3 protein-coding genes are annotated in these 3,018 nt (G+C 58.7%); all 3 read right to left on the bottom strand.

Going from position 1 to position 3,018, the window contains the following annotated elements; translation table 11 throughout:
- Positions 1–198: hypothetical protein (locus ABX749_RS27815; RefSeq protein WP_372898897.1), on the bottom strand; the 198-nt coding region annotated here is incomplete at its 3' end.
- A 94-nt stretch (positions 199–292) separates the two neighbouring features.
- Entirely contained in the window at positions 293–2,236 is a 1,944-nt protein-coding gene (locus ABX749_RS27810) for an ATPase, T2SS/T4P/T4SS family (protein ID WP_372898896.1), read from the bottom strand.
- Between the two features lie 68 nt (positions 2,237–2,304).
- On the bottom strand, positions 2,305–3,018 hold a 714-nt coding region (locus tag ABX749_RS27805; RefSeq protein ID WP_372898895.1), incomplete at its 5' end, for an ATP-binding protein.

Below are 3,018 nucleotides of genomic sequence, written 5' to 3'. Positions count from 1 at the left end.
GAAGGACAGGCCGCCGATCTTTAGAAAGCTTCGCCGGTTTCGTCCGTCGCAATAGCGACTGGAAGGACCCTTGATCGTCAACATGATCAGGCCGGGGTGAGTGGTGGGATGATTCAGGTGGGACCCGGGCGGGATCAATCCATTGGCCCGAGCGATGCATCGATCCGCAGTATAGCCGTCTAAAGGGAGTTTATGCAACCTTTTTGAGGTGTTGCCCCATTCGGGGCCTTGGCCGTCATCAGAGGGGGGCCGGCGGCATCGCACCCGCCACGCGAAGAGGTCCGCTTTCGGTTCAACGGGTGGGCAGGTGAAGAAACGGTGCGCCGCGTTGATAGGTATCGTTCTTGTTCTCCGCCGGGCTTTCGATCGGCATCGTTTCGGTCATCCAACTCATGTCTTGGACTTCTTGGATCGACGTGATTTTGTCACGGACCTTCATCAACGCGTCTCGTACCAGGCCGGCCCCGCCGGCGCGGATGATCGATCGGATCTCTGATTCCGGTTTGCGAGTCTGGATCGCGTCGATCAGTTCGTCATCGATCACGACGGCTTCGAAGACTCCGACTCGGCCTTTGTAACCGGTGCCGCGACAGTGCTCGCAAGATCGGGGGCGGGCGATCGTCGTCGGCACGACCAGCTTGTGGGCTTCGAAAAGCGCTTGCTCTTGCTTCGTCACCGGACTGATCTGACAACAATGCGTGCACAGTCGACGGACCAGTCGTTGGGTGATCACGCCGGCCAGGTTGCTCGCCAATGTGGTCGGATCGATTTCGAAATCTTGCATCGCCGAGAGCGTCGACGAGACGTCGCGTCGGTGGATCGTGCTGAACGCGCGCTTTCCACAGGACGCGGCATGCATCGCGACCTTGGCGCCTTCACGATCGCGGATCTCGCCGACGAAGACGACGTCGGGATCCATCCGCAAGATGGTCGACAGCCCCGCCTGCATCGTGAATCCATGCCGCTGATCGACGTCGATCTGTCTCATGAACGGAACGATCAATTCGACCGGGTCTTCGATCGAAATGATGTTTTGTTTTTCCGAAAACAGGACATTCAGCATCGAGTAAGCCGTCGTCGTTTTGCCGGCCCCCGTCGGGCCGCTAATCAAAACGACTCCGGACCGCCGATGCAGCATGCGGTAAACCGAGGCGAACGAGTTTTGGGAAAGCCCCAGCTCGCTGAGCGGTTTGCGGGATTGTTCATAATCGATCAATCGCAACGCGATGGCTTCGCCCTGGGCGACCGGTGCCGTCGTGATGCGGACCTCGTGGGTCGAGATCGAATCGGGCAGCTCCAGGCGACTTTCGGAGGGCCGAAAGGGATCCGACAGGCTGACGTTGGCCATCAGTTTGAGTTGCTTCATCGCTTGAGACGCGATGTTCTGATGCATGGTGCAGAACTGCTGCATCTTTCCGTCGACACGAAAATGGACGACGTATTCATTTTTGGAGAGCGGGTCGAGATGAATGTCGGTGGCTTCGGCTTCGATCGCTCGACGCAGCAAGCTGATCGCCGTCGTCGTTTCGGCGAAATCTTCGGCAGCCTCGACCGACGCGGGGGCGTCCTCGGTTTTCTCCACGTGGACCTGCCAGTGTCCGAGATGCTTCTCCGGGTCGTCGCCATCGGCCGATTCCGTCCAGGTCAAGATGCCTCGCGTTTCCATTTGTGCGACCAGGCGTTCGGCTTGTTCTCGCGGCAATTGCAATTCCGCTTCAACGGCCTCACGCAGCTGGACGAGCGTTTGATCGTGCTGGCCGGTCCGGGGCTCGTCGCCGAGGGCTTCGACCACCTCGGCGGCGCGATGGATCTGACCCGATTGGGCTTGGTTTTCGAAGGGTTTGATCAACACCGGGATGGTCACCACGTCGAGCACGCGATTGACGATCGAACGAAACTCCTTTTTGTCCGTCGCGCCGACGCCTTCCGGGGCAAGGTACAGCATGTTGATGCCGTGATCGCGGACATAGCCGGAGATGCAATCGGTCAGCGTTCCGCGTCGAATGTCGCGTTTGACCGTAACCTGATCGTTGGGGATTTGCAGGGCGACCAGTTTTTCGCGGGCCTGGTGCAAACGTTTCTCGCTGCCGAAGCGTGGAATCGCGTGCTTGGCCACCACGTGTAGCAGATGCAATTCCGCTTGGTTGCGTGCCGCCATGGCCAATGCATCGGTCAGCGGTGAATCCGCAGACGTCTCAACGTCAATCACGGTGAGTATTCGGCGTAGCTTGATCATCGGCATCACTTCGGTCGGATGATGGGGTGGCAGCACATCGGGTGATTAGTCGAGTTCCATCGGGTTGGCTAACCGTCGGCGGTGGATCGAAAGTCTCTCACGAGCGTGACTTCATTGCCCTTGGCATTGAACGACACGTTGTCCATGAATGAACGCATCAGTCGAATACCGCGGCCGATGCCGCCTTCAAAGGGCGTCAAATCGTTTTCATCGGGTAGTTGAGCGACATCAAAGCCGGGGCCTTCATCTCGGATGACAAATTTCATCGCGGCGCCGGAAACACTGAGTCGGACGAAAATGGTTCGGTCGCAGTACGGCGGTTCGTCGGACCGATTGCAAAACACGTCGCTGGACGGGTTGATGCCGTTGCTGGCCACTTCCGCGGTCAATTCGAAATTGCCATGCACCAACGCGTTGAGCAACGCCTCTTCGAGTGCCAGGCTGATGCGGATCGCTTCGGTCGCATCGCAAATGGCCAACCCCGAGGTGGTCCGTTGGACCAAGTCGACGAATTGGGGGATCAGATTGATGTCGCTGCGCAAATGAAACGTCAACTCGGCGTCGGAAAGACAGCGGACGACGCCGCCGTAGGGATGGACGGCGTGCTTGAGCATCAGCACTTGCCGGACGGTATCGGACAGTCGTTCGGTCAACTGTAATTTGGGGACAAAGCTCGCCGCGCCGACTTCTAACGCTTCGATGGCATTGGTGGCCGACCCCATCGCCGTCATCACGATCACCGGAATTTCCGGCCGGTCCTGGCGAATCCGACGGACCAATTG

It is taken from the genome of Stieleria sp. (genome assembly GCF_041595215.1).
GTDB classification, from domain to species: domain Bacteria; phylum Planctomycetota; class Planctomycetia; order Pirellulales; family Pirellulaceae; genus Stieleria; species Stieleria magnilauensis.
This window is presented reverse-complemented; position numbering and strand designations above follow the sequence as displayed.

Coding starts and splice junctions, on each gene's coding strand:
- ABX749_RS27810 (WP_372898896.1), bottom strand. CDS start 2,236: ATGATCAAGCTACGCCGAATACTCACCGTGATTGACGTTGAGACGTCT.